The organism is Acinetobacter sp. 10FS3-1 (assembly GCF_013343215.1).
In the GTDB taxonomy this organism is placed as follows: domain Bacteria; phylum Pseudomonadota; class Gammaproteobacteria; order Pseudomonadales; family Moraxellaceae; genus Acinetobacter; species Acinetobacter lwoffii_C.
In genome coordinates this window covers 499,698-521,658 of the sequence record NZ_CP039143.1, presented here as the reverse complement: position 1 = coordinate 521,658, position 21,961 = coordinate 499,698, and the positions used below count along the sequence as shown (strand labels likewise).

Annotated in this window: 19 protein-coding genes, 2 tRNA genes and 3 rRNA genes; 6 read left to right on the top strand and 18 right to left on the bottom strand. The window is 44.2% G+C overall.

The genetic code is table 11. The features are described 5' to 3' along the window. The first annotated feature begins 5 nt into the window (after positions 1–5). Positions 6–509: a DUF4442 domain-containing protein gene (locus tag E5Y90_RS02405; RefSeq protein ID WP_174659306.1), complete on the top strand. Its 504-nt coding sequence runs from the start codon at positions 6–8 to the stop codon at positions 507–509. 59 nt (positions 510–568) lie between these two features. Here E5Y90_RS02405 and E5Y90_RS02400 read toward each other — a convergent pair whose 3' ends face one another. From E5Y90_RS02400 to E5Y90_RS02390, 3 genes are all read right to left on the bottom strand, one after another. Continuing rightward, positions 569–937: an acyl-CoA thioesterase gene (locus tag E5Y90_RS02400; protein WP_218955325.1), complete on the bottom strand. Its 369-nt coding sequence runs from the start codon at positions 935–937 to the stop codon at positions 569–571. Positions 938–1,011: 74 nt separating this feature from the next. Then, positions 1,012–1,443, bottom strand: coding sequence for a thioredoxin TrxC (trxC, locus tag E5Y90_RS02395; RefSeq protein WP_174659305.1), 432 nt, complete (start codon positions 1,441–1,443; stop codon positions 1,012–1,014). Further along, a complete protein-coding gene (locus E5Y90_RS02390) occupies positions 1,444–2,340 on the bottom strand; it encodes an alpha/beta hydrolase (RefSeq protein WP_174659304.1) in 897 nt (298 codons plus the stop codon). It abuts the gene before it with no gap. A gap of 124 nt (positions 2,341–2,464) precedes the next feature. Between E5Y90_RS02390 and E5Y90_RS02385 the strand changes: the two genes are divergently transcribed. Next, on the top strand, positions 2,465–2,800 hold the full coding sequence (locus E5Y90_RS02385) for a TIGR01244 family sulfur transferase (protein WP_174659303.1): 336 nt from the start codon (positions 2,465–2,467) through the stop codon (positions 2,798–2,800). Continuing rightward, positions 2,793–3,215 (top strand): beta-lactamase hydrolase domain-containing protein, encoded by a 423-nt coding sequence (locus E5Y90_RS02380; protein ID WP_151205165.1) that lies wholly within the window; start codon positions 2,793–2,795, stop codon positions 3,213–3,215. Before E5Y90_RS02385 ends, E5Y90_RS02380 begins: the two co-directional genes overlap by 8 nt. A 153-nt stretch (positions 3,216–3,368) precedes the next feature. Here E5Y90_RS02380 and E5Y90_RS02375 read toward each other — a convergent pair whose 3' ends face one another. Continuing rightward, on the bottom strand, positions 3,369–4,907 hold the full coding sequence (locus tag E5Y90_RS02375; RefSeq protein ID WP_174659302.1) for a hypothetical protein: 1,539 nt from the start codon (positions 4,905–4,907) through the stop codon (positions 3,369–3,371). A gap of 146 nt (positions 4,908–5,053) precedes the next feature. On the opposite strand from E5Y90_RS02375, the gene E5Y90_RS02370 reads away from it, so the two are divergent. Then, complete coding sequence (locus E5Y90_RS02370) at positions 5,054–6,433, top strand: dihydrolipoyl dehydrogenase (RefSeq protein WP_174659301.1); 1,380 nt, start codon at positions 5,054–5,056, stop codon at positions 6,431–6,433. A 455-nt stretch (positions 6,434–6,888) separates the two neighbouring features. Here E5Y90_RS02370 and rrf read toward each other — a convergent pair. The 8 genes from rrf to E5Y90_RS02330 all read right to left on the bottom strand — a co-directional run bounded on the left by rrf (position 6,889) and on the right by E5Y90_RS02330 (position 15,501). Then, positions 6,889–7,003: ribosomal RNA gene (gene rrf / locus E5Y90_RS02365) — 5S ribosomal RNA — on the bottom strand. Positions 7,004–7,209: 206 nt separating this feature from the next. Beyond that, a 23S ribosomal RNA gene (locus E5Y90_RS02360) occupies positions 7,210–10,102 on the bottom strand. 346 nt (positions 10,103–10,448) lie between these two features. Then, a tRNA-Ala gene (locus E5Y90_RS02355) sits at positions 10,449–10,524 on the bottom strand. Between the two features lie 48 nt (positions 10,525–10,572). Beyond that, positions 10,573–10,649: transfer RNA gene (locus tag E5Y90_RS02350), tRNA-Ile, on the bottom strand. A gap of 59 nt (positions 10,650–10,708) precedes the next feature. Then, a 16S ribosomal RNA gene (locus tag E5Y90_RS02345) occupies positions 10,709–12,249 on the bottom strand. Together the 16S, 23S and 5S rRNA genes with 2 tRNA genes alongside form the textbook arrangement of a ribosomal RNA operon. A gap of 436 nt (positions 12,250–12,685) precedes the next feature. Then, complete coding sequence (locus tag E5Y90_RS02340; RefSeq protein WP_174659300.1) at positions 12,686–13,765, bottom strand: DUF6670 family protein; 1,080 nt, start codon at positions 13,763–13,765, stop codon at positions 12,686–12,688. A gap of 19 nt (positions 13,766–13,784) precedes the next feature. Next, complete coding sequence (pssA, locus tag E5Y90_RS02335) at positions 13,785–14,606, bottom strand: CDP-diacylglycerol--serine O-phosphatidyltransferase (RefSeq protein WP_151205352.1); 822 nt, start codon at positions 14,604–14,606, stop codon at positions 13,785–13,787. Positions 14,607–14,643: 37 nt separating this feature from the next. Next, entirely contained in the window at positions 14,644–15,501 is an 858-nt protein-coding gene (locus tag E5Y90_RS02330; RefSeq protein ID WP_151205353.1) for a 23S rRNA (adenine(2030)-N(6))-methyltransferase RlmJ, read from the bottom strand. Between the two features lie 115 nt (positions 15,502–15,616). Here E5Y90_RS02330 and E5Y90_RS02325 point away from each other — a divergent pair, with 115 nt between their 5' ends. Further along, positions 15,617–16,219 (top strand): 2OG-Fe(II) oxygenase, encoded by a 603-nt coding sequence (locus tag E5Y90_RS02325; protein WP_174659299.1) that lies wholly within the window; start codon positions 15,617–15,619, stop codon positions 16,217–16,219. 52 nt (positions 16,220–16,271) lie between these two features. Then, complete coding sequence (locus E5Y90_RS02320; RefSeq protein ID WP_174659298.1) at positions 16,272–16,799, top strand: hypothetical protein; 528 nt, start codon at positions 16,272–16,274, stop codon at positions 16,797–16,799. Positions 16,800–16,882: 83 nt separating this feature from the next. On the opposite strand, the gene E5Y90_RS02315 is transcribed toward E5Y90_RS02320, so the two are convergent. The 6 genes from E5Y90_RS02315 to E5Y90_RS02290 form a co-directional block, all read right to left on the bottom strand. After that, the gene (locus E5Y90_RS02315) at positions 16,883–17,137 is read right to left on the bottom strand and encodes a DUF2789 family protein (RefSeq protein ID WP_151205356.1); all 255 of its coding nucleotides are present in this window, start codon (positions 17,135–17,137) and stop codon (positions 16,883–16,885) included. 121 nt (positions 17,138–17,258) lie between these two features. Continuing rightward, positions 17,259–17,513, bottom strand: a complete 255-nt coding sequence (locus tag E5Y90_RS02310) for a DUF2789 family protein (RefSeq protein WP_174659297.1) — start codon at positions 17,511–17,513, stop codon at positions 17,259–17,261. A gap of 63 nt (positions 17,514–17,576) precedes the next feature. Then, complete coding sequence (locus tag E5Y90_RS02305) at positions 17,577–17,855, bottom strand: DUF2789 family protein (protein WP_151205358.1); 279 nt, start codon at positions 17,853–17,855, stop codon at positions 17,577–17,579. A gap of 159 nt (positions 17,856–18,014) precedes the next feature. After that, positions 18,015–19,001, bottom strand: coding sequence for a malate dehydrogenase (locus E5Y90_RS02300; RefSeq protein ID WP_174659296.1), 987 nt, complete (start codon positions 18,999–19,001; stop codon positions 18,015–18,017). A 172-nt stretch (positions 19,002–19,173) separates the two neighbouring features. Continuing rightward, on the bottom strand, positions 19,174–19,800 hold the full coding sequence (locus tag E5Y90_RS02295) for a ribonuclease I (protein ID WP_174659295.1): 627 nt from the start codon (positions 19,798–19,800) through the stop codon (positions 19,174–19,176). A 47-nt stretch (positions 19,801–19,847) separates the two neighbouring features. Continuing rightward, positions 19,848–21,761, bottom strand: coding sequence for a lytic transglycosylase domain-containing protein (locus E5Y90_RS02290; RefSeq protein ID WP_373688379.1), 1,914 nt, complete (start codon positions 21,759–21,761; stop codon positions 19,848–19,850). Positions 21,762–21,961: the final 200 nt, after the last annotated feature.

Below are 21,961 nucleotides of genomic sequence, written 5' to 3'. Positions count from 1 at the left end.
AAATTATGGCACATCGCAATCGACTGACGAAACTGGTTCAAGCCACATCAAGACTACCTCAAGGTATTCAAACCACCTTACTGAGTAAAACTTTTGGCCGGATGGTGCCCATGGTGGGGTCGGCCAAAATACGCTATCAGCACATCAGTGCGTCCAAGGTGATCGTGAGCATCGCCAATCATAAAGCCATGCAGAACCATATTGGTCAGCTCCATGCCTGTGCCATGGCCTTGCTGGCAGAAACTGCGACTGGTTTTGTCACGGCGATGAACGTTCCGGATAGTGCCATTGTACTCATCAAAAGCCTAAAAGTGGATTATAAGCGGCCCAGCAAAGGCGCCATGACCGCAGTGGCTACCCTAACTGCTGAACAGCAGCAATTGATGCAAAATTCAGACAGAGGGGAAACGCTGGTTCGGGTCATCATCACCGATGAATCTGGTGAGGAACCGATTCAATGTGAAATGCTTTGGGCTTGGGTGGCCAAGAGCCAGCTGAAGAAAGCCTGATTTCATCATAAAACCAAAAAAATCCCAGACAATGAGCTGGGATTTTTTTTATTTTCTATTCAGTTTTGTCGAGATTCTAAAAACTTCTGTTTTGCTTCTTCCGGAATCAGGCGTTTATTGCCTTTGACATCCACTGCGACAAAGGTAAATACCCCTTCTGTCACCCGTACAGGTGGACGCGAATCATCGTGACTATCCCATACCTCAATTTCCATCTGGATAGAGGTATTACCCACCTTTAAAATCTGGGTATAACAGCTAATCACATCACCCACTTTTACTGGAACCAAGAAGGTCATCTGATTAATTGAAATAGTAGCACAACGACCTTTACTAAAACGCTCGGCATGAATCGCACCGGCTAAGTCCATTTGTGAAACAATCCAGCCACCAAATACATCTCCGCTCCAGTTGGTATCCGCAGGCATTGCAATGGTCTGCAGGGAAAGAATTCCCTCTGGTTTAATATGAGAATCTGACACTTGAACTCCAGGCTTGTGAATTAGGATGAGGCATTTAACTGCTGATCAAGCCATTTTTGTAGCTCGCTTGAGCGTAATGCACCGCTTATTCTAGCAATTTCATCCGTTTTATTCATCAACACCAGCGTCGGAATACTCCGCACATTAAATGCAGCACTTAAACGTGGATTGGCTTCGGTATCGATTTTGGCAAACACAACATTAGGATATTGCTGGGCAACATTGGCAAAATGCGGTGCCATCATTTTGCAAGGACCACACCAGTCTGCCCATAAGTCAATCAGAATCGGCAGGTCACTATGGGTGACAAACAGACTGAAATTCTGTTCATTCAGTTCAATCGGGGCCAAGGGAACCAGCGCCTGATGACATTGACCACAGGCAGGATTCTCCCTCAGCTTCTCTTCAGGCACACGGTTTTTGGCCTGACATTCTGAGCATACAATGATCATCTAACGCACTCCAATATGTTGATGTAAGAATTCTAATTGGGTCGAAATCGCTTTTTCAAACCATTCTCCATGATAAATATCAAAATGTCGCATATTCCACTCATGATATTGTACAAAAGGAGCAATATTGGTCGCTGTTTCCCTACTGGACTCAATCGGTATCAGACTATCTTGCTGAGCCGCAATAAAAAGCGCAGGCACCGCGATCTTACGCACATCCAGAATAGGACGATAACGGATTAGCTTAAAGAACGCTCGTGCCGGAATATAGCCACTCCAATAATGATCCGGATTTACAATGGAGAGATAGCCCTCATAACTGTCCGGGGTCGGCAGAAAACACAGTTCCTGCCGGTCAACCACAGGTAAAGTTCTGGGTGCCATGCCGACCTTTGCTCCCATATAATCCTGACTGGAAATTTTCAGGGCTTTGGGCATTTGCTGTAAGGGATAAAGTTTGGCACTTTCGGCTCCATCCACAAAAGGTACCTGAACCATCACCGCCTGAATATTTTTTAACTCTGCTGCAAGGGTTAATACATGCCCGCCACTTAGCGCAGTTCCCCACAGCACAATACGTTTGGCATCAATAGATTTACGTGTGTGTAAATGGTTAATCATCGTATGCCAATCATCAAGTTGAGCCCGGATTGATACCAGCTCACGTGGGCGACCCGTACTTCCTCCCCAATAGCGATAATCAAAGAGTATTACCGCATAACCGGCTTTGGCAAAACGCTGTGCGTATTGGATCAGTTTAAAGTGGCGTAAAGCCGCCAGACCGTGAGCCATGAGGATGACAGCGGGCTTGTCGATCTGTTGAGGACGATAGAAATCTGCAGCAATCACTTCCTGACCGCTTTTGACATACAGTGGTTCGACTGTATAAGCGTACATACGCGCTCCATTGCGTTATTTTATAGTTGTAATCGTTTATAAAGTTTTCAGAACTAGACATCATATTTTCAGCTTAATGCTATCATAAAGCATATCAAGATAAATGCGATAATGGAGTGACATCATGAGCGAAAATGTAGGCTTTGCAGGTCAAATTGGTCCTGAACATATTGATCAGGTGGTAGAAAAAGGTTTTAAGTCGATTATTAACAATCGTCCAGACATGGAAGGCGGCCCTGAACAGCCCTCCAGTGTCCAGATTGAGGAAGCAGCGCGTAAGGCGGGTCTGGATTATGTATTTCAGCCTGTGGTCGCGGGCCAGATAAGCGAACTTGATGTACGCACTTTTGCCAATCATTATAATGAGTTGCCAAAACCGATCTTGATGTTCTGCCGTACAGGTAACCGTTCTAATAATTTATATCAACTGGCAAAACAGATGGACTTACTGGATGACTAAGTCCTTCTGGTACAAAGCTTTACTGCTGATGAGCTTGAGCTGCGCTTCTTTAAGTTTTGCAGCCAGTGACTTAAGTCGCGCTTTGAACTCAAATGTCAGCATAACAGGTCAGATGACATCGGCTAAGTTTGAACAGTTATTAAAAGATGGTTTTAAATCGGTGATTGTTAATCTTCCCGATCAGGAGCCAGGAAATAAGGTAAGTGTGAGCCAGTTACGTTCAATTGCGGAAAGGTCTCAGGTAAGCGTGATCTACCAGCCTGTAGTAAGTGGACAGATTTCCCAGGCCAATATTGAAGAGTTTGCCCGCTATTATAATGAGCTGCCGAAACCGATTTTAATGGTGTGCCGTAGCGGTACACGCTCAGCAGTACTCTTTAATCAGGCAAAATCTCAGGGGTTAATTCATGAATAAGTTATTGCTGATTGTATGCCTAAGTTTGACGTTTGTCGGTTGTAGTTCGATGAACCTGAAGCCCACTGTAGGAGTCAGTGTGGGAACTTCGATTTAATTTTTAAATCTAATCCCCCCATAAAAAACAGCGCCGAAGCGCTGTTTTTTTATAAATTATTGAGCATTAAAACAATCATCAGATGTTCCGAAAGGGCTAATCATGTTTGGTCCTATAGCAGTCTGATCATCATAGTCAGTCTCTAATAGTGGTAATTGAAAATCGTAGGTAAAGCCGAATGGAACAGATTGATTTTCAACACGAGCACTTAAACTAAGTTTCAACCACTTTGAATAAGATTTATCGTAAACTAAATCGATAATTGCTTTACCTTTGTCATCAGTTTTTACTTTCAAGAAAGAGTATTTTGAATCAATTGCACCAGCTTTATTTAGGTATACAACATTATTAATATCTTTACCCCCCATTTTCAGTTTTTCAGATACCAATGACGTATAAGTAATCGGATTATTGTTCCAATCAAAACCATTTTCATTTTTTACTGGAGAATTATTCAGTGTACAAATGGTAGAACTTAATGGATATAAACCAATATTATTGGAGAAATAATATTGACCTTTACTATATTCAATTGCACGTGAAGAGATTGTGATATCTTGATTAGCGTATTCATCGCCTAAGGCTAACTCAACTTGCTGAACATAATTTTCGTTACTAGATTTTAATGCACCAAGTTTCACTTTTGACTCAAATGACTCAATACCACCATTCAAGCTTTCATCAATATATTTCACTAAGTCAATAACTTTTGATTCTTCCAAAGTTACAACCCCTTGTTCTACAACATGAATTTTATACTTTAACCCCTGAGCCAACATACTAGCTATCTGTTGATCAGTTAAATTCCCTGATGCTGAAGCAATTGTGAATGCCACATAACCATCTGTATTTGTAGATGCAACTTGATTACTTTCAATTGAAATATTGCTTAATTGATTTTCAAGAGAAATATGTACTGGTTTATTATTAACAGTATCAACACTATTAAGCGCTTTTAGTCTTACTTGAACAGTAATACGATCATTCATCACAGCTAACGCTTGCTTATCAGTAAAAATTGATAAATCATATTTACTTGGCGATTCAACATCTTGATTTGCTTTAGGATCATAACTCGATATAACAAATGGTTCAGATGCTAGTGTTTTGCCCTTGCTATCATTAACAGATACTTTTACTTGTACACCTTTAAGAATTTCAGCTATTACCTCTTCACTTAATCCTGAATCAATCTTAATATTAAAGCGGGCTATACCTTGACCATCAGTTTTGAATCCAGTCTCACTTCCTTCTTCACCTGTTTCTGAAGAAATATACTCGATCGCAGCTTTGTTTTTAGAAGCATCAGTGGATTCAACTTTTACATCCATATTTGGTAAAATAGCACCCTCATTCATAACACGCACAGATACTGTATAAGTGTCCCCACGTGCATTCAATTTTTCAACTAATGGTAAGTATTGTATCTGTACATTCGTAAGTTTATTTTCTTCAGGCAGATCTGCTCCACCACCTGTTGAAGGTTGGTCTGTGCCTGTATTATAGTAACCCTCACTACCACCACCGCCACAGCCAGCTAACAATAAAGCCAATGCAAGAGCCGATAATTTTGTGCTCAATTGTTGATTAATCATATCATTCCCCAGAACCCTTATTTATAGAGTTTGTTATCAATATTTATTGTGCCTTATGTAATCATAGATAAGCTTTTATGTAAATAAAGGTAAGCCAAATGTTTTGTATGCTAGCTTATCAATAATGATTTTAATAAGAGTAACAAATGTACGACCTTATCATCATTGGCGCTGGAACTGCCGGAATTTCAGCCTATAAAGAAGCCATAAAATATACTCAAAATATCCTGATCATCAATGATGGCCCATGGGACACCACTTGTGCTCGTGTTGGATGTATGCCAAGTAAAGTTCTGATTTTATCTGCAAACCGCATGCATGAAATGCAACAACATGGAGGTTTAGGGTTAACTGCACAAGTTAAAATAGACACCTCCCAGGTGATGCCGCATGTACAGCAATTACGAGACCGCTTTACCCGTGCAACCTTAAAAGATGTCGACTCATGGAAAACTGAACATAAGATTTCAGGCCGCGCCGAATTCATTGATACCAATACGGTTCAAGTCAACAATCAGTCTTATCAGGCAAAAAGCTTTATTCTCGCTGTAGGAACAACGCCAAGTATCGATCAGGAATTGAAAGAAAAACTGGGCAAGCGGCTTATCACGACAGATGAGGTCTTTGAACTGGAAAAACTGCCAAAATCCTTAGCCGTGATTGGCAGCGGTGTCATTGCCGTCGAGCTTGCTCAAGCTATGCACCGTTTAGGGGTAAATACCCATATTTTTGCACGCAGCCGAAGAATTGGCGCACTCAGCAGCCCTGCTTTGCAAAAGCTCGCACACGAGGAGTTAAGCAAAGAGTTAAACCTACATTTTGAAACTTTGCCAAGTGATTATCAAAACACTGAAAATGGGGTTGAACTAAGCTATATGGAAAATGGTAGAAATCAAACCTTAATAGTGGACTGTGTAATGGCGGCAACAGGCCGTAAAACACTTCTGAACACATTAAAACTTGAAAATATTCATCTCAATTTTAAGGACTTAAAAAACTTGCCTGTAGACAGTAAAACCAAGCAATTGTCTGATTTACCGATTTATATTGTCGGCGATGCATACACTTCCACCCCCATTCAGCATGAAGCGGCTCATGAAGGCAAACATGCTGCTAAACACTGCCTAAGGGCAAATCCTGATCAAGAGGTCAAAACATTAACGCCTTTAGGTATTGTTTTCTGTTCACCTGAAATGGCGATGCTGGGACAAAATTATAAACAGTTAAAAGATCGCAACATTGAGTTTGTGACAGGATCTATTGACTTTAGAAAACAGGGACGCGCCATTATAAATGCGAAAAATCAGGGAGCTGCCGAGATTTATGTTGATAAAGGCTCGCGTAAAGTACTCGGTGCAGAATTGTTTTGCCATGAAGCTGAACATTTAGCACATTTACTGGCGTGGATGATAGATGAAGCGCTTACTGTTGATGATTTACTAGATAAGCCTTATTACCATCCAACGATTGTTGAAGGTCTGCGGACTGCTCTAAAGCATGCCCGAAGGCAGCTAGATTCACAATAATAGTTCAGCTATTTTAATTCAACACACGCACTAAACATTTTGTATGTGCAATCCAACGATCCAAACAGCGCTATGCTGCAAGTAACTCCAAATTACCTGCAGCACTAAGTTACTTCAAAGATACATACTGTATAAATTGCTCTCGCACAGGTAATCTCAACTCATCAGAGTAATCTTTTAAATTGCTCAAACCCACACAAAAAAAATTCACTTTAATTTCAATTATTTATAATTATCAACATAGTAGTCTAGAATACTTAAATAGTCTAAAGCCACTTGATGGGTAGCTGAGTCCGAATCATTAAAGCATAGTTCATTGATCCCGATCACTGCGCAACCTACTGATGTAGACCATTTCTTTTCACATGCGCTAATATTGATATTAATCTCATTCTTATTTTTCTTTTTATAAAAAGAAATCCCCCTGCTTTTTAGCAGGGGGATTTTGAATAATGAGCTGGCGATGACTTACTCTCACATGGGTAACCCCACACTACCATCAGCGCAAAGAGGTTTCACTTCTGAGTTCGGGAAGGGATCAGGTGGTTCACTCTTGCTATGGTCGCCAGCACAACTGTTATGACTTTGCGTTTGGTCTTATATCGAAATCATTTCTCTTGCGAAACGATGTTTCTCATTGCCGTTGCTTGGTCAAATAGAATACATTAACAGGGATATCTGAGTTGAATATTGTCTTACTAACGAGCTTCTGAATCAAGCTGTTTTGCTGGATATCGAATCAATTGTGCTTTATACAACAACTGTTTGGGTGTTGTATAGTCAAGCCTCACGAGCAATTAGTACTGGTCAGCTTCATGTATCGCTACACTTCCACATCCAGCCTATCAACGTCGTAGTCTTCAACGGCTCTTTAGGAGACATAAAGTCTCGGGGAAATCTTATCTTGAGGTAGGCTTCCCGCTTAGATGCTTTCAGCGGTTATCCCTTCCGAACATAGCTACCCGGCGATGCCACTGGCGTGACAACCGGTACACCAGAGGTTCGTCCACTCTGGTCCTCTCGTACTAGGAGCAGATCCTCTCAAATTTCCAACGCCCACGGTAGATAGGGACCGAACTGTCTCACGACGTTCTAAACCCAGCTCGCGTACCTCTTTAAATGGCGAACAGCCATACCCTTGGGACCTGCTTCAGCCCCAGGATGAGATGAGCCGACATCGAGGTGCCAAACACCGCCGTCGATATGAACTCTTGGGCGGTATCAGCCTGTTATCCCCAGAGTACCTTTTATCCGTTGAGCGATGGCCCTTCCATACAGAACCACCGGATCACTAAGACCTACTTTCGTACCTGCTCGACTTGTTGGTCTCGCAGTTAAGCGCGCTTTTGCCTTTATACTCTACGCGTGATTTCCGACCACGCTGAGCGCACCTTCGTACTCCTCCGTTACTCTTTAGGAGGAGACCGCCCCAGTCAAACTACCCACCAGACATGGTCCTCGTCCCGGATCACGGGACAGAGTTAGAACCTCAATATTACCAGGGTGGTATTTCAAGGATGGCTCCATGGCAACTGGCGTCGCCACTTCAAAGCCTCCCACCTATCCTACACAGGTAAGATCAAAGTTCAATGTCAAGCTGCAGTAAAGGTTCACGGGGTCTTTCCGTCTAGCCGCGGGTACACCGCATCTTCACGGCGAATTCGATTTCACTGAGCCTCTGCTGGAGACAGCGCCGCCATCATTATGCCATTCGTGCAGGTCGGAACTTACCCGACAAGGAATTTCGCTACCTTAGGACCGTTATAGTTACGGCCGCCGTTTACTGGGGCTTCGATCAAGAGCTTCGCTTACGCTAACCCCATCAATTAACCTTCCAGCACCGGGCAGGCATCACACCCTATACGTCCACTTTCGTGTTTGCAGAGTGCTATGTTTTTAATAAACAGTTGCAGCGGCCTGGTTTCTGAGGCTGCCAGCAGCTCAAGGAGCAAGTCCTATCACCACCGGCAGCGTACCTTCTCCCGAAGTTACGGTACCATTTTGCCTAGTTCCTTCAGCAGAGTTCTCTCAAGCGCTTTGGTCTACTCGACCTGACCACCTGTGTCGGTTTCGGGTACGATTCCTGTGTAACTGAAGCTTAGAGACTTTTCCTGGAAGCATAGTATCAGCCACTTCACCAGTAAACTGGCTTGCTATCAGTTCTCAGCATAGAGCACCCCGGATTTGCCTAAGATGCATGCCTACAACCTTTCACCTGGACAACCAACGCCAGGCTGACTTAACTTACTCCGTCCTCTCATCGCATTACACAGAAGTATTGGAATATTAACCAATTTCCCATCGACTACGCCTCTCGGCCTCGCCTTAGGGGTCGACTCACCCAGCCCCGATTAACGTTGGACTGGAACCCTTGGTCTTTCAGCGAACGGGTTTTTCACCCGTTTTATCGTTACTCACGTCAGCATTCGCACTTCTGATACCTCCAGCAGACTTCTCAATCCACCTTCATCGGCTTACAGAACGCTCCCCTACCACTTACGCATAAGCGTAAATCCGCAGCTTCGGTACTATATTTTAGCCCCGTTACATCTTCCGCGCAGGCCGACTCGACTAGTGAGCTATTACGCTTTCTTTAAAGGGTGGCTGCTTCTAAGCCAACCTCCTAGCTGTCTATGCCTTCCCACATCGTTTCCCACTTAATATAGATTTAGGGACCTTAGCTGGCGGTCTGGATTGTTTTCCTCTTGACTACGGACGTTAGCACCCGCAGTCTGTCTCCCGGATAGTACTCATTGGTATTCGGAGTTTGCATCGGTTTGGTAAGTCGGGATGACCCCCTAGCCGAAACAGTGCTCTACCCCCAATGGTATTCGTCCGAGGCGCTACCTAAATAGCTTTCGGGGAGAACCAGCTATCACCGAGTTTGATTAGCCTTTCACCCCTATCCACAAGTCATCCCCCGGCTTTTCAACGACGGTGGGTTCGGTCCTCCAGTTAGTGTTACCCAACCTTCAACCTGCTCATGGATAGATCACCCGGTTTCGGGTCTATACCCAGCAACTAAAACGCCCTATTAAGACTCGATTTCTCTACGGCTCCCCTATTCGGTTAACCTCGCTACTGAATATAAGTCGCTGACCCATTATACAAAAGGTACGCAGTCACCGAACAAGTCGGCTCCCACTGCTTGTATGCATGCGGTTTCAGGATCTATTTCACTCCCCTCACAGGGGTTCTTTTCGCCTTTCCCTCACGGTACTGGTTCACTATCGGTCAGTCAGGAGTATTTAGCCTTGGAGGATGGTCCCCCCATATTCAGACAAGGTTTCACGTGCCTCGCCCTACTCGACATCATTATCTAAGCCCTTTCGTGTACAGGACTATCACCCACTATGGTTGCACTTCCCAGAGCATTCCACTAAAACTTAGATAACTTAATGGGCTCTTCCCCTTTCGCTCGCCGCTACTGAGGGAATCTCAATTGATTTCTTTTCCTACGGGTACTGAGATGTTTCACTTCCCCGCGTTCGCCTCAATAACCTATGTATTCAGTTATTGATACCTACCTTATGGTAAGTGGGTTTCCCCATTCAGACATCTCCGGATCACAGGATATTTGCCGCCTCCCCGGAGCTTTTCGCAGGCTATCACGTCTTTCATCGCCTCTGACTGCCAAGGCATCCACCACATGCACTTAATTACTTGACTATACAACCCCAAACAGTCGTTCATCCCTACAAGCAGGATGAGCAACATGATTAACCAGTTTCTCAGTCAATCACACAGTTGGCGTTTGTGCACTTAAGCACTGTACAGCTTCAATTAGATTCATATACCAAAACGCTTGATTCAGTTAATTTCGCTAGTTCTCATTTCAAGGACAGTCATTAACAGGTAATAAATTACTGTTAACTTTCGTTCTATCTATGAGTATGAACAAATTATTTCAACTCAAATATATGCTGTTAATGATTTTTCTAGCCTTCGTCAGGTCTAGAAACTGTGATAAATCACAGAGGTTAACAAGTATAAACTCACTAAGCTCTATAATCTATGGTGGAGACTAGGAGAGTCGAACTCCTGACCTCCTGCGTGCAAAGCAGGCGCTCTACCAACTAAGCTAAGTCCCCAGCTTATCATTTAGATTTAATGTTTCTGATTTTCTGTTTCATGGCAGATGGTGGGTCTGACAAGACTTGAACTTGTGACCCCACGCTTATCAAGCGTGTGCTCTAACCAACTGAGCTACAGACCCTCAGATACATCAATGAAGAACAACTTGTTGTGGATTCTTACCAATCGTCAATCTTTCGTTAAGGAGGTGATCCAGCCGCAGGTTCCCCTACGGCTACCTTGTTACGACTTCACCCCAGTCATTGGCCACACCGTGGTGAACGTCCTCCCGAGGGTTAGACTATCCACTTCTGGTGCAACAAACTCCCATGGTGTGACGGGCGGTGTGTACAAGGCCCGGGAACGTATTCACCGCGGCATTCTGATCCGCGATTACTAGCGATTCCGACTTCATGGAGTCGAGTTGCAGACTCCAATCCGGACTACGATCGGCTTTTTGAGATTAGCATCACATCGCTGTGTAGCAACCCTTTGTACCGACCATTGTAGCACGTGTGTAGCCCTGGCCGTAAGGGCCATGATGACTTGACGTCGTCCCCGCCTTCCTCCAGTTTGTCACTGGCAGTATCCTTAAAGTTCCCACCCGAAGTGCTGGCAAATAAGGAAAAGGGTTGCGCTCGTTGCGGGACTTAACCCAACATCTCACGACACGAGCTGACGACAGCCATGCAGCACCTGTATCAGAGTTCCCGAAGGCACCAATCCATCTCTGGAAAGTTCTCTGTATGTCAAGGCCAGGTAAGGTTCTTCGCGTTGCATCGAATTAAACCACATGCTCCACCGCTTGTGCGGGCCCCCGTCAATTCATTTGAGTTTTAGTCTTGCGACCGTACTCCCCAGGCGGTCTACTTATCGCGTTAGCTGCGCCACTAAAGCCTCAAAGGCCCCAACGGCTAGTAGACATCGTTTACGGCATGGACTACCAGGGTATCTAATCCTGTTTGCTCCCCATGCTTTCGCACCTCAGCGTCAGTATTAGGCCAGATGGCTGCCTTCGCCATCGGTATTCCTCCAGATCTCTACGCATTTCACCGCTACACCTGGAATTCTACCATCCTCTCCTATACTCTAGCCCCCCAGTATCGAATGCAATTCCCAAGTTAAGCTCGGGGATTTCACATCCGACTTAAAGAGCCGCCTACGCGCGCTTTACGCCCAGTAAATCCGATTAACGCTCGCACCCTCTGTATTACCGCGGCTGCTGGCACAGAGTTAGCCGGTGCTTATTCTGCGAGTAACGTCCAGCACTCCTGGGTATTAACCAGGGTACTCTCCTCCTCGCTTAAAGTGCTTTACAACCAAAAGGCCTTCTTCACACACGCGGCATGGCTGGATCAGGGTTCCCCCCATTGTCCAATATTCCCCACTGCTGCCTCCCGTAGGAGTCTGGGCCGTGTCTCAGTCCCAGTGTGACGGATCATCCTCTCAGACCCGTTACAGATCGTCGCCTTGGTAGGCCTTTACCCCACCAACTAGCTAATCTGACTTAGGCTCATCTATTAGCGCAAGGTCACAAGTGATCCCCTGCTTTCCCCCGTAGGGCGTATGCGGTATTAGCGCTCCTTTCGGAACGTTGTCCCCCACTAATAGGCAGATTCCTAAGTATTACTCACCCGTCCGCCGCTAGGTTCCAGTAGCAAGCTACCTTCGCCCCGCTCGACTTGCATGTGTTAAGCCTGCCGCCAGCGTTCAATCTGAGCCATGATCAAACTCTTCAGTTTAAAATCAGTAGTGCCTAAAGGACACCAATCTTGGCTCATCAATTTTCTGACAAATTCTCTCAAATAAACTTCGAGTAATTTAAACCAATCAATCAATGATAATATTTCGATCAATCAACCAGTAAAAATCCACACAAGTTGTTCTTCATAATCTCTTAATGATCTTCTTGCTACTTCGTCAGCAGCAAGCTAGGTCGGCTATGTTACGCTTTCTTTGTAGAAAGTCAACCAGTAAATCCAATTATTTTTAAACTCATTCAAGACACTTAAATTTAACACCTTGTGCTAAACCTTTGTTTCTTAACAAGTTTTAATCTTCATCACTGCCGATGGATGTGCATTCTACAGCATTTCAGAAGGCTTGCAACACCCTTTTTGAATTTTTCTTAAAATAACATCTCAACTGGTTATTTATTCCACAAAAACCCCTTTTTTTCTATTTCTTGATTAAAAAAGGCACAGGATTAGCCAGGTTAGCTAATAGTTTTTCTGCCTTATCTTTTTCCTGAAAGCGTAAAGGTCGGCAATCCACATACTCTATATAGCCGCTATCGCCTTTTTCAGTCTGCTCATTTATTTTTACCTGATAATGAAAACTGCCCACATAGCCCGCTGCCATGCCAAATTTAAAATCACCGCGACTTTGGCCCTGCACCCAGATCTGGTTTCCCCGATCATCTTCATAGCACCACTCAAACTCTCGTGGCAAATACATCTTTTGTCCATTTGGCGTTTTGACACTCGGGTAGACACGATGCACTTTAAAATAAACCTTTTGGTCAAACAGCCAGGTTTGCATACGATTCAAATCACGTAGATAGATTCTCGACTGTACAATCTGATTCAGGCTATTACGGATCTGAGCCAACAATAGCTGCCGATTATTACTCAGGTTAATCATCTGATAGCTAAAAAAAGCCAGAGGAAGATAAGGAAAATTAAAACTGCGGGCGTATTCAAAACTTCCGAGACTTTCAATTGTATATTTCTGATCTTTATAGGTCACAGTACCCTGACAATGACACACTAATGACCAATGATCTGCCAGGGAGAATCGCATCTGGGTAAAGTGGGACACCAGATCAGTGGTATGAATGCTGAGATCAAAACTCAGTTCGGCATCAGAGCGTTGGAGTTGAAAGTGTGGAAAGTGTCCGGTCAACTTTTCCCGATCCAAAAATTGAAACATGCCCGATGAAAATTTACAGTCCTGTTGAATTGAATAGCTCTGTAACTGCCCCACCATGTGAGGGCTTGAACTGCAAATGACTGTCGCAGTATCTAGTGCAGTGGTCTGGATCGCACTGGGATTCGCCAGCATCGGTGCATTGGGCTGTCCGATAATGCTGAGAAAACTGAGATAATGCAGGGGGGCGGGTAGACCAGGAATCATCAATCCCTGATGAATGATTTTGTATCTTGAGGTTGGGCCATGATAAGCCAGATGCTTCGACGAAACAGTCGGAGTCTGATTCAGCTGTTTCGAACGATCTAAAAAATCTTGAAGAAACTGCATATCAGACTCCTTAATCTTTTTATAATACGTGCTGTCTTTTTGCCATGAAAGTGGTAACAAAGCCAGATAAGGCATAGATGATAGAAATCACTAAAATGCCAACCGGAATATTATAAGTCATCGCAGCAAAGATAAAGACGGCGATTGGTAACACAAAGAACGGGACACGTTTACGCTCTACAGTCTTAAATGAATAGTATTTGATATTGGAAATCATCAATAAACCGCTACCAATAATCACTATTGCATTTAATATTTGTATGGATAGCTCTCGGGTATCGAAGATTTCAGGAAAATCCAGCCCGACCCAAACCATTGAAACAATCATGATCGCTGCCAAAGGACTGGCCACACCAATAAAGTAACGTTTATCGACCACGCCAATCTGCACATTAAAACGCGCTAAACGAAAAGCCGCGCAGGCCGTATAAACAAAACAGGCTGCCAGACCGATGCGACCAAGATCACTCAGTCCCCAGCTATACATTAAAATGGCTGGTGCCACTCCAAAGGCCAGCATATCTGACAGTGAGTCAAACTGTTCACCAAACGGACTTTGCGCGCCGATTGCACGTGCAACACGCCCATCCAGACCATCAAATAAAGCGGCCAGAAAAATGGCATAAATGGCTTGCTGAAACTCACCATTCATACTGGCAATAATGGAATAAAAGCCTGATAACAACGCAGCGGTTGTAATCAGATTTGGCCACAGATAGATCCCTCGACGCTTAACTTTCTGCCCTTCCTGGGTATGCTCTTCTTCTTCCACCTCGAAGGTAATCCCATCAAAAGGCAAGTCTAATGAAGAATCGCTTTCCGGTTTGCTTGTATTTGTCATATTTGTCGATCCTAACTATGACCATTTTCTGAAAAAATTATTCACCGACCAACCAGCGTACCGCAGCATGGCCGCCATTTTCCTGCATACGTAAATGCGGAAATAACCACTGTAATGCTTCATCTGCATCTTCAGAGAATTTCCAAGGCGGGTTAATGACCAAGAGACCACAACCATTCAGGCCAACTGGAGTATCGTCTGGCCAGACACAGAGTTCGCAAATTAACTGACGACGAATACCGGTCTTGAACATTTTCTTTTCAAAACGTTCAATCATGGCACGGTCTTTAATTGGATACCAAACCGCCAACACACCTGTCGGCCATTTTTTATAAGCCGCTGCAATCAGTTCAACCAATTGCGGGAAATCTTTACGCTCTTGTTCATAAGGCGGGTCAATCATGACCAGACCGCGTTTTTCTTTCGGTGGAATGACCGCAAGTAACCCTTCATAGGCATCCCGTTCATGCAAGCCTGCGCGTTTGTCAAAAATATTCTGACGAAGCTGCTGAAATACATCACGCTGCATTTCAAAAATAGTGGCTTTATCAATTTCGCGCATGCCTTCCAGAGCAAACCACGGCGAACCCGGATACGCTCCTTTGCCAAAGTTTTCACGCATTTTTTCAACAACTTTTAAATATTGCTGAACCCCTTGCGGTGCATTACGCTTGATTGAATCGTCCAGCTTGACCAGACGATGAATACCGTTTAAGAACTCACCTGATTTTTGTGCCTCAGAGGTCGATAAATCATACTTACCCGCACCACCATGTGTATCTACATAGCGATATGGTTTATCTTTTGCATTCAGTCGAGCCAACAGCTGAAGCAGTAGTACGTGCTTCATGACATCGGCAAAGTTACCCGCGTGGTAATGGTGACGGTAATTCATGTTTCATTATTTCCTCATATCAACAACCATTTTAACATGAAAAATAGTTTCGTTCAGATCGGATTCTTCCCCTAGAATAACTGAACATTTTTTCCCCTTTTCACAGGTTTATTTTATGGATGCTGCTCATTTCCCAAAGTCCTGGTCTATTGACCAAATTCTTGATGATTTGAATCAACAGGGTTTTAGTCTGATCGATCATGCTTATGATGCAAGCTATATTAAACAGTTGATGGCTGAGTGTCGTAGCAATCTGGCTTATTTCCGTGATGCTGCCATTCAAAATGGGGTGGTCAGCAACATTCGTAGTGACCGGATTTTATGGCTGAATGAAAATCTTAGTATTTCTCACCAGCATGTACAAAACCTGCTGGCTTTGGGCCAGATTTTCAACCGGGTCTTTTATTTGGGAATCAAGGAAGTGGAAGCACATTTTTCCTGTTATGAAGCAGGAGAATTTTATGCCTTACATCGCGATAATCCAAAAGGCAAAAATAGCAGAATGATTTCCGCAGTGTATTATTTGCATGACCAATGGCAAGAGGATTGGGGCGGAGAATTACGCTTGCAGGATAAACACGAGGTATGGCATACCATTCGTCCTGAACCAAATCGTCTTGCCCTGTTTCAGAGTGATATTTTGCATGAGGTTTTAGAGGCCAAACATCAGCGTCTATCCATTACAGCCTGGCTACGTAGTGATGCGGCCGTGCTTTAAATTTTAAGTTCTGGCCTCATATCAGCATTATTGAGAATTAAGGATGGCATGCATGCGATTAAACAGCCAGCAGATTATTGAACGTCTAGGTGAAACTGACCAGTTGTATTTACAAGGCAATACGCCGGAATTAGCGCTTGAACGTGCCGATCTTCGCTTGCAACTGGTGAGCTTAAGCCAGTTCTATCAGGAACAGGTTCATTTTCTGCAAGAAGCGGTTGTACTGCTCGAACAAGGACGAGTTGAATTTGAGGAGATGCCGCTACGCCTGTATATCAATCTCTCTTTACATCTGGCCAAGGCGTATATGATTTTCTTTGAACTCACCAAAGAGCCCCGTTATGCCCTGATTACCCAGCAAATCCTAAAACCCATGACCCATTATGAGCATGGTGAGATTTATTTCTTCCTGGCTTATGCCTCTGTCAGTAAAAATGAGCCGGCATTAACCCGGCACTGGTTAAAAAAATACAGCACGAGCTCCGAATTTGATCTGGAATTATTACAGCAGCATCCCGCCTTTGAAGCGTACCGATCCCTAGAATGGTTCGAAAAATTGCTCAAAAGTAAAATGCACTAAACTCGCTTTAACCTGCCTTATAGAAAAAAGCGCCTGAGATCAGGCGCTTTTTCATTGAATCCTAAATGCTTTTAAAGCCTGTATCAGGCAAGTTGACGGCGATAAGCATCCATGTGCAACTGCTGGTTGAGCTCATCCACCCAAATCGCCCAGTCATCATCCTGCACCAGATGACTAATTAATAAAGAGCGCTGTGATTTATTCCAAAACGGCGCATCATGCAGAGAAATATGTGCAGGCAGTTGATGCGTACGTATATACAATTCGATAGCAGCCGGACTATTGGCCAGGCCGAGTTGTGAAAACAACAACTCTAAAGATGGGGTCCTTCCGAGCATCTCGTCCTCCTTATATTTATCAGAGAAACTGTCATTAATTATAGATCTAACTTATAAGACAATCGAAAAAAAACCTAGTCAATTGACTAGGTTTGTTGTGTCTTTTTGTACGTTATGGGGCTTATTCTGCTGCTTTGTCACTTTCCACATGAAGCAACTGATTTAACTTGTCAATAATGACAATCCATTCATCATCCTGATGCCAGTGTTCACGTAAAAAGGCACTCTGTCCTTCGCTCCAGAATTCGGCATCTGGCAAAGCCACTTTAGCATCTAACTGATGATCTTTAACAAATTGCTCAATTGAAGCTTCATCTGACGGTAAACCAAGTTGTTCAAAAAGTAGTTCCAGAGTAACCTGTTGTTCCATAAGCATAAACAAACTCCATTATTCAACTTATCAGTAAGTTAGATGATTAAAATATTAATATCAAAAACTTTAGTTTGATTTGCCACTGGGCAAGCTACAGGAGCCTGAGCCCACGGCTTCAGTATGTAACTGCTCATTTAGCACATCCACCCATATGGCCCAGTCATCATCTTTCTTCCAGTGACTGATTAAAAAGTCATGTTGTGACTTACTCCAAAATGGTGCTTTGTGTAGCGGTACATCCATACCAATTTGATGGGTATTAATAAATTCATCTATCGCTTCAGGACTGGAGTCCAGTCCCAATTGCTCAAAAAAAAGTTCGAAGGTTGAGCGTTGTTCTAACATCTGTATGACCTCCCCCTTTTGAATTATGATCTTGTATCTACCTTAGCCTGCCTATACAACAAACTCAGTTGTCTCTCCTTCACAGGATGTTATTTTTTGTTCAATAAAAAAGGCACCCTAACCAGAGTGCCTTTCTTTTAATTTAATTAAAAAATTAAATTATTTAAGCATGTCAGCCACTGCTGCGCGCTCTTCTTCAAGCTCGTTCAGTGTAACGTTGATACGCTCACGGCTGAACTCGTCGATTTCAAGACCTTGAACGATTTTGTATTCACCGTTTTCAGTGGTTACAGGGAAACCGAACATTACACCTTCAGGGATACCGTAAGAACCGTCAGAAGGGATACCCATAGTTACCCATTTGCCGTTAGTGCCAAGCGCCCAGTCACGCATATGGTCGATTGCAGCATTTGCAGCAGAAGCAGCAGAAGACAGACCACGTGCTTCGATGATCGCAGCACCACGTTTACCAACAGTTGGAAGGAATACGTCTTTGTTCCACTCAGCATCGTTGATTTTGTCTTTTAAGCTTTCACCGTTTACATTTGCAAAACGGTAGTCAGCATACATTGTTGGAGAGTGGTTACCCCAAACCGTCATGTTTTCGATGTCAGAAACTGCAACACCCGCTTTTTGAGCAAGTTGAGTCAAGGCACGGTTGTGATCAAGACGTAACATTGCTGTGAAGTTTTTCGCTGGAAGGTCTGGAGCAGATTTCATAGCGATATAAGCATTCGTGTTCGCAGGGTTACCTACAACCAGAACTTTAACGTCACGGCTTGCAACTTCGTTTAGTGCTTGACCTTGACCAATGAAGATTTCGCCGTTGACTTTAAGCAAGTCAGCACGTTCCATACCAGGACCACGTGGACGAGAACCTACCAACAATGCATAGTCAGCATCTTTGAATGCAACTTTAGGATCATCAGTACCGATCATGCCTGCCAATAATGGGAAAGCACAGTCATCAAGTTCCATCATTACGCCTTTCAGCGCTTGTTGAGCTTTCTCAACAGGAATTTCTAATAATTGAAGAATAACTGGTTGGTCTTTACCCAACATTTCACCGCTAGCGATACGGAATAAAAGGCTGTAACCAATTTGACCAGCAGCGCCAGTAACGGCAACGCGAACAGGTTGCTTCATGTAATTATCTCCAGTTGAGAGGATAGTTAATGCGATTAAATAGCTGTTCTATCTAATCTTAATAATCATAAACGGCAAAGATTGTACTCCAATCCTTGTCCAGATGCATGTAAAAGGGAATGGATTTCAACAAAAGTCTGATAGGAAATATAAATTAAATCGGCAGAAAAGCTCAGTATATACCTTTAATTGTCACCACAGCTGGGCATGTATTCAACAGATTGGCCGGACAAGCCTTATAACTGCCCCTGCTGTTATAACAGACTTTAAGTGAAGTCAGCATACTGTTAGGGCGCGTAGAAACACAGTGAAACCGGATAGCCGTCGACGGCAATTGTGGATTGATTTTCAGAAACTTTCTGCGCAGCGCATCCAGAGCAATTGTCTGGCTTTCCTGCTCAGTCAGCTCTTCAGGTACTTTCAGACGGTCAGCATAATTAATGATGGTCCGAAAGTACTGACTGGCATTCATCGGTACGCAGCCCCCAATACTGCGCCACAAGCCAGCCCGGGTACTTTCATCAGGCATAATTCGTGCTACCACCTTGGCCTGTAAGGGCGAAAGTGTGGCAGAACTGTTGGTATTACACGAGATACTGGTGGTTTGCGGATAAAGACCCGAAATATTCAACGAATAGCCTTCTAGGCATTTTCTTTTTTTTGAATACTCCGGATACAAATAACACATCGCCGGTACCATTTGCACTTCCATGATATAGCCGGTGGGCTCTGCAAGGGCAAGGGGACTCGTGGCTAAACCGAGTAGTACCACCCCTCCACCACAAATTCGGGCATCCATTTTTCCTTTTTTGAACACAATTACTTTATCCCTTCAGATATTTTGAATTATTGAGTACTTCGTAAAGGTATCGCCTGCATTCTTTTTCCGATCGACTGTGCACCCTGCCCTAATAGAATGCCGTAATACGTCGCATTCGTCATAACATGTTTCACATAGTCTCGTGTTTCAAGCAAAGGAATAGACTCCGTATATTGATCTGCTGCAATACTCTGAAATTCCGGCTGCCAGCGGCGTGCACGGTTTGGACCGGCATTATAGCCTGCAGTTGCCAGCACTGGACTTTGGCTTAATTGACGCTGAATTGTTGATAAATAGAAGGTTCCATAACGGATATTGGTATTCATATCGGTTAACGCAGCCGGATTATATGCTTCTCCCATTTGGCGCGCGACCAGCTTGGCCGTATCTGGCATGATCTGCATTAAGCCGCCTGCCCCGACATGGGAACGTGCAACTGTATTGAAACGACTTTCCTGACGCATCAGGCCATAAGCCCAGGCTGGATCCAGACTCACTGTACGACTATGGCTCACCACATAGTTCTGGTACGGCATTGGATAGCGATAGGTATAATTATGCTTCTTGACAGTACGATCGGCGGCATAAATGGCACGATCATGCCACCCCATGTCATGCGCACGTTTTGCTGCGGCCAAAAGCAGGTCATCATCATGCTTGAGATAAGCCTGGCGCACTGCCCAGTTCCATTCACGGTTAATATAATTTGCTGGTGCATCAATATCGCGCAAGGCAAAAGCACGACGGAAATGCACATCCTGATTTAAGCGCTGCATGGCCTGATTCGACGGTTGGGTAGCGTTTGGCGCGCCTGCTACGACTTGCCCCAAACGATCCCGTGCCAGCAAATTATGATAGTCCTCACCATTGGCCAGTTTCCGGTAAATATTTTCTGCTGTCTTTTTCGATGCGCGGTCTGAACGCTGCTCGCTGGCACGCGCCAGCCAGTACTGCCAGCGGTCCTCCTGCTTCTGGTTCACGTTCATGGCGTCAATCGCACGAATCAGACTCTCCCAGGCGCCAAAACGAATCGACTGACGGGCATAGATTTCAGCTTCTTCCGAGCTAAATGGCAACCCATAACTGGCATCCAGCGCATTCAGCACTTCACGGTTATAGTTATTTTTCATGACAGTCGTGCCGCCGATATAACCTACTGTCCGAAACAGGGCTTTTTGTACTTCTGCTGGAGTTCCTTCAGCAGTCCGCTTGACTATTGATAAGGCCGAATTCAGATCAGTATCTGCCAAGCGACCTAAGGCATATACCAGATAAGCATGGTCAACAGTCGTGCTTTTTGGTGCCGACCATAAATAAGCGGTTGGATTGGCCTGAATGCTATTTAGCTGGGCCAGAGACAGATTCAGACCTAAATCTTGCGCCGTCGCGATGGCTTGTCCAGACTGACCGGCACGCAACTGCACCCACAGGCGCTGCTGACGGTCTTCCGTAGTCATAAGTGGACTGGATAACATCATGCGACCCAAGCCATTGCATGAATCTGGCTGGGAATTTGTTGTCAGCCAAACATCCTTAAATTCGGCATAGACCAAGGGATCACCACTTTTGGCACGCACTTGTGCGATTGCACAGGCTTCAGCCCGGTCAGCATTGGTCACATATTGTAAAACCGGTTGGGCTGCAGCAAAGTCAGCGATTTTAACTTTTTCTTCGACATAATCGGCTGCCAGCTTTTCAGCCATGGCGGAGTGTGGATAGCGCTGTACAAAGTTGATGATCTGGTTGGCCGGCTGCAAAGCAAGATTCTGGTTCAGAATCCAGTATTCCGGATAGTAGCCCAGCACGTCATTTTGCATAGCAAGTCGATATTGTTGTAAGAATTGAGTATTTCCTGCATTTGCAGCACGTAAGGCATCATTAAACTGTGCTTCGGCAGCCTGGGTATTTGCCGCACAGATACAGGCGAAACTTAAGGTCATTAACTTATAGTATTTGCGTATGTTTTGAGTACCTTTTAACATCCAGCTGCCTTCTATCATCAATTTTGTGCCGAGCATATGCTGCTTATCATAAGAGCTTGCTAGCAGATTATAACCAATTGTATTGTTCAGTTATGTAACCTAATAATTCAGCAATTTTAATCTTCAGATTATTTTTGTCTGTAAATGAATATTTTTCT

Excerpts from the sequence above, each read along its gene's own strand:
- E5Y90_RS02405 (WP_174659306.1), top strand. The coding sequence starts at position 6 with ATGGCACATCGCAATCGACTGACGAAACTGGTTCAAGCCACATCAAGA.
- E5Y90_RS02400 (WP_218955325.1), bottom strand. The coding sequence starts at position 937 with ATGCCTGCGGATACCAACTGGAGCGGAGATGTATTTGGTGGCTGGATT.
- trxC (WP_174659305.1), bottom strand. The coding sequence starts at position 1,443 with ATGATCATTGTATGCTCAGAATGTCAGGCCAAAAACCGTGTGCCTGAA.
- E5Y90_RS02390 (WP_174659304.1), bottom strand. The coding sequence starts at position 2,340 with ATGTACGCTTATACAGTCGAACCACTGTATGTCAAAAGCGGTCAGGAA.
- E5Y90_RS02385 (WP_174659303.1), top strand. The coding sequence starts at position 2,465 with ATGAGCGAAAATGTAGGCTTTGCAGGTCAAATTGGTCCTGAACATATT.
- E5Y90_RS02380 (WP_151205165.1), top strand. The coding sequence starts at position 2,793 with ATGACTAAGTCCTTCTGGTACAAAGCTTTACTGCTGATGAGCTTGAGC.
- E5Y90_RS02375 (WP_174659302.1), bottom strand. The coding sequence starts at position 4,907 with ATGATTAATCAACAATTGAGCACAAAATTATCGGCTCTTGCATTGGCT.
- E5Y90_RS02370 (WP_174659301.1), top strand. The coding sequence starts at position 5,054 with ATGTACGACCTTATCATCATTGGCGCTGGAACTGCCGGAATTTCAGCC.
- E5Y90_RS02340 (WP_174659300.1), bottom strand. The coding sequence starts at position 13,765 with ATGCAGTTTCTTCAAGATTTTTTAGATCGTTCGAAACAGCTGAATCAG.
- pssA (WP_151205352.1), bottom strand. The coding sequence starts at position 14,606 with ATGACAAATACAAGCAAACCGGAAAGCGATTCTTCATTAGACTTGCCT.
- E5Y90_RS02330 (WP_151205353.1), bottom strand. The coding sequence starts at position 15,501 with ATGAATTACCGTCACCATTACCACGCGGGTAACTTTGCCGATGTCATG.
- E5Y90_RS02325 (WP_174659299.1), top strand. The coding sequence starts at position 15,617 with ATGGATGCTGCTCATTTCCCAAAGTCCTGGTCTATTGACCAAATTCTT.
- E5Y90_RS02320 (WP_174659298.1), top strand. The coding sequence starts at position 16,272 with ATGCGATTAAACAGCCAGCAGATTATTGAACGTCTAGGTGAAACTGAC.
- E5Y90_RS02315 (WP_151205356.1), bottom strand. The coding sequence starts at position 17,137 with ATGCTCGGAAGGACCCCATCTTTAGAGTTGTTGTTTTCACAACTCGGC.
- E5Y90_RS02310 (WP_174659297.1), bottom strand. The coding sequence starts at position 17,513 with ATGCTTATGGAACAACAGGTTACTCTGGAACTACTTTTTGAACAACTT.
- E5Y90_RS02305 (WP_151205358.1), bottom strand. The coding sequence starts at position 17,855 with ATGTTAGAACAACGCTCAACCTTCGAACTTTTTTTTGAGCAATTGGGA.
- E5Y90_RS02300 (WP_174659296.1), bottom strand. The coding sequence starts at position 19,001 with ATGAAGCAACCTGTTCGCGTTGCCGTTACTGGCGCTGCTGGTCAAATT.
- E5Y90_RS02295 (WP_174659295.1), bottom strand. The coding sequence starts at position 19,800 with ATGGATGCCCGAATTTGTGGTGGAGGGGTGGTACTACTCGGTTTAGCC.
- E5Y90_RS02290 (WP_373688379.1), bottom strand. The coding sequence starts at position 21,761 with ATGACCTTAAGTTTCGCCTGTATCTGTGCGGCAAATACCCAGGCTGCC.